The sequence below is a fragment of the Pseudomonas sp. BAV 4579 genome, from assembly GCF_009765395.1.
In the GTDB taxonomy this organism is placed as follows: domain Bacteria; phylum Pseudomonadota; class Gammaproteobacteria; order Pseudomonadales; family Pseudomonadaceae; genus Chryseomonas; species Chryseomonas aestiva.
This window is the reverse complement of the sequence record NZ_WHOV01000241.1, coordinates 1-3,644: the sequence shown is the minus strand read 5'-3', so window position 1 is coordinate 3,644 and position 3,644 is coordinate 1. Positions and strand designations below refer to the sequence as shown.

Here is a 3,644-nt window from a genome sequence, read left to right as displayed (position 1 = left end):
GTGGTGTTGGAAGCGCGGCACAGGACCGTCGTCGGTTGGCGCTGAGCGCAGCGAGGCCCAACGCCCTGAGGTCGCCGCACGCATGATAGGTTTGGAAAAAATGGCCGCCAGGGCAAGCTCCGATTACTTATGCAGCCGTCGGGCGCCCGCTGCCGCAATAGCGAGTCGGCAACACCACGCTAGCCGATATCGACTGCAACAGCCTGACAGAGCGCCCTCATAGCCGCCGGTACCCTGACCGGGAATGATTCTGATCTGATACCTTTTCCTTAACCTTTTCGGTATACAATGCCCAATGGCCTAAGGCCGGTAGGCAAGGGGTGCGAAGCGTCGTACCCCTTTTTTCTTTGCATGATCAACCAAATTTCTAGCGTGGCCTAGGATCCTATCCCTTGAGCGTTAGGATCCGCGGACCGGTTTTTAGGTGACGCAAGCGATGAAAGCGCAAGCGAAGGGGAGTCGATTTTGATCAAGGTGCTAGTTGTCGACGACCATGATCTTGTTCGTACCGGCATCGTGCGAATGCTGGCGGATGTAACAGGAATTCAGGTCGTCGGCCAGGCAGACAGTGGTGAGAATGCACTGATGCTGGCCCGTGAACTCGAGCCGGATGTCGTCTTGATGGATGTCCGGATGCCCGGTATCGGTGGGCTGGAAGCTACGCGCAAGCTCTTGCGCAGCCGTCCCGATCTGAAGGTTGTCGTGGTTACAGCCTGTGAGGAAGATCCCTTTCCGACTCGCCTTCTCCAGGCCGGCGCTGCGGGGTATCTGACCAAGGGTGCTGACATCGAAGAGATGATCACCGCCATCAAGCAGGCCTTTGCCGGTCGGCGTTACATTAGTGCGCAGATCGCCCAGCAGCTTGCCCTGAAGCCCTTCCAATCCAAGGCCGAGGCATCGCCCTTCGATCAGCTGTCCGAGCGTGAGATTCAGATCGCGCTGATGATTGCCGGCTGCCAGAAAGTTCAGGTCATTTCCGACAAGCTTTGTTTGTCCCCCAAGACCGTCAACACCTATCGCTATCGGATCTTCGAGAAATTATCGATTACCAGCGATGTCGAATTGGCCATGTTGGCTGTTCGCCACGGCATGGTAGATGCAACGAGTTGATATGAGTCGATCTTTCGATGCTGCGGCCTTTTTATCCGGTTGCAGTGGACGTCCGGGTGTCTACCGGATGTTCGACGAGGGCGGTAAGCTCCTCTATGTAGGTAAAGCCAAGAACCTCAAGAACCGCCTTTCGAGTTACTTCAGAAAGACTGGCTTGGCGCCCAAGACGGCTTCCATGGTGTCCAAGATCGCCCAGATCGAGACCACCATCACCGGCAACGAGACCGAAGCGCTCCTGCTGGAACAGAACCTCATCAAGCAGTGGCGTCCGCCCTACAACATCCTGTTGCGGGATGATAAGTCCTATCCCTACGTCTATCTCTCCACGGAAGATAAGTATCCTCGGCTGACCATTCATCGTGGAGAGAAAAGAGGGAAGGGACGTTATTTCGGGCCCTATCCCAGTGCCGGTGCCATCCGCGAAAGTCTCAATCTGCTGCAGAAAGCCTTCCAGGTGCGCCAGTGTGATGACAACTATTTCCGTAATCGCACGCGGCCCTGTCTGCAATACCAGATCAAGAGATGCAAGGGACCCTGCGTGGCGCTGGTGAGTGAGCAAGAATATGGCGAGGACGTTCGCCATTCCGCCATGTTTCTCGAGGGGCGCAGCAATGCCCTGGCCGAAGAGCTGCAAGTCAAGATGGAGAGTGCCTCGGTCAATCTGCAATTCGAGCGTGCTGCCGAGTTGCGTGATCAGGTCGCCCTGGTCAGGCGTGTCCAGGACCAGCAGAGTATCGAAGGTGGCACCGGCGACGTCGATGTCATCGCTGCCCTCGTCAACCCCGGCGGTGCCTGTGTGCACCTGGTCAGTGTCCGCGGCGGTCGGGTGCTGGGCAGTAAGAATTTCTTTCCAGAGGTGGGGATCGAGGAGGATTCCAGTGAGGTGCTGGTCGCCTTCCTGGAGCAGTACTATCTCGCTTACCTGGAACGGGATCTGCCGGATGAGATCATCGTCAATTCCGTCCATGAGGACTTCGCTACCCTGATCGATGCCTTTGCCGAAGTCCATAAGCGGCAGCTGGTCATCGCGCATCGCGTCCGCGGGACCCGGGCACGCTGGCAGCAGTTGGCGGTAACCAATGCGGAGCAGGCGTTGAATACGCGTCTGGCCAATCGGCAGCACATGGGTGTGCGTTTCGACGCCTTGGTCCAGGCGCTGGATCTGCCCGAACCACCGCAACGGCTGGAATGTTTCGATATCAGTCACTCCAGTGGCGAGGCGACCGTGGCGTCCTGTGTGGTCTTCGGACCGGAAGGGCCGCTCAAATCGGACTATCGTCGTTACAACATCGAAGGCGTAACGGCCGGCGATGACTATGCGGCGATGCATCAGGCGCTGACGCGCCGCTTCAGTCGGCTGAAAGCGGGCGAGGGCAAGTTGCCAGACATCCTGCTGGTGGATGGCGGCAAGGGTCAGTTGGCCATGGCCCGTGAGGTGCTCAGAGAGCTCGCCGTGCCGGATCTGGTTTTGCTGGGGGTGGCCAAAGGTGTCACCCGCAAGCCTGGCCTCGAGGTCCTCTATCTGGACGATCCTTCCAACGAATTTACCCTGCCGGCTCATTCGCCCGCGCTGCACCTCATTCAACAGATCCGCGATGAGGCGCACCGTTTCGCGATTACCGGGCATCGCGCGCGTCGTGGCAAGGCGCGCAGAACCTCCTCCCTGGAAGAGGTCGCCGGTATCGGGCCCAAGCGTCGGCAGGAGCTCCTAAAGCACTTTGGTGGGCTGCGCGAATTGCAGCGCGCCAGCATCGAGGAAATTGCCAAAGCGCCCAGCATTAGCAAAAAGCTGGCCGAGCAGATTTATGCCGCCTTGCACAGCGAGTAGAATCGCCTCACGTTCACCAATAGCCGCGCCAATGAATATTCCAAATCTGCTTACCGTACTGCGCGTCTTCCTCATTCCCCTGTTCGTCATCCTGTTCTACCTGCCGGTCCACTGGAGCTACTGGACCGCCAGCACCGTCTTCGCGATCGCCTGTGCGACCGACTGGCTGGATGGTTATCTGGCGCGGCGGCTGGGGCAGAGCACGCCCTTTGGTGCCTTTCTGGATCCGGTAGCGGACAAGCTCATCGTCGCCGTGGCTCTGGTGTTGCTCGTGCAGGAGCACGCCAACGCCTGGCTGACGCTGCCCGCCGTCATCATCGTCGGGCGCGAGATCGTCGTATCGGCGCTGCGGGAGTGGATGGCCGAGCTGGGTGCCCGCGCCCAGGTCGCGGTTTCCAAACTGGGCAAGTGGAAAACAGCGGCGCAGATGCTGGCCCTGGTCATCCTGCTGGCCAATCCGCCGCAGATGACTTTCTGGGTCATCAGTGGCTACGCCTTGCTTATCGTAGCGGCGGCACTGACGCTGTGGTCCATGTGCACCTATCTGATGGCGGCCTGGCCGCATCTGATGAGCGCTGAGAAAAAGAAATAAGTTTTTGAATCAATGGCTTGACATGAAGGGTGGCTCAGATAGAATGGCGCCCGTCACCAAGCGGGAATAGCTCAGTTGGTAGAGCACGACCTTGCCAAGGTCGGGGTCGCGAGT

3 protein-coding genes are annotated in these 3,644 nt (G+C 58.7%); all 3 read left to right on the top strand.

Annotation, left to right across the window (positions count from 1 at the left end; translation table 11 throughout):
* Positions 1–465 precede the first annotated feature (465 nt).
* The 3 genes from uvrY to pgsA are packed head-to-tail and all read left to right on the top strand — an operon-like array spanning position 466 to position 3,530.
* Positions 466–1,110 carry a UvrY/SirA/GacA family response regulator transcription factor gene (gene uvrY, locus GSQ95_RS25700; protein ID WP_158895839.1) on the top strand — a complete coding sequence of 215 codons (645 nt, stop codon included), beginning with the start codon at positions 466–468 and terminating at the stop codon, positions 1,108–1,110.
* A gap of 1 nt (position 1,111) precedes the next feature.
* On the top strand, positions 1,112–2,938 hold the full coding sequence (uvrC, locus tag GSQ95_RS25695) for an excinuclease ABC subunit UvrC (protein ID WP_158895841.1): 1,827 nt from the start codon (positions 1,112–1,114) through the stop codon (positions 2,936–2,938).
* Between the two features lie 31 nt (positions 2,939–2,969).
* A complete protein-coding gene (gene pgsA / locus GSQ95_RS25690; RefSeq protein WP_158895843.1) occupies positions 2,970–3,530 on the top strand; it encodes a CDP-diacylglycerol--glycerol-3-phosphate 3-phosphatidyltransferase in 561 nt (186 codons plus the stop codon).
* Positions 3,531–3,644 lie beyond the last annotated feature (114 nt).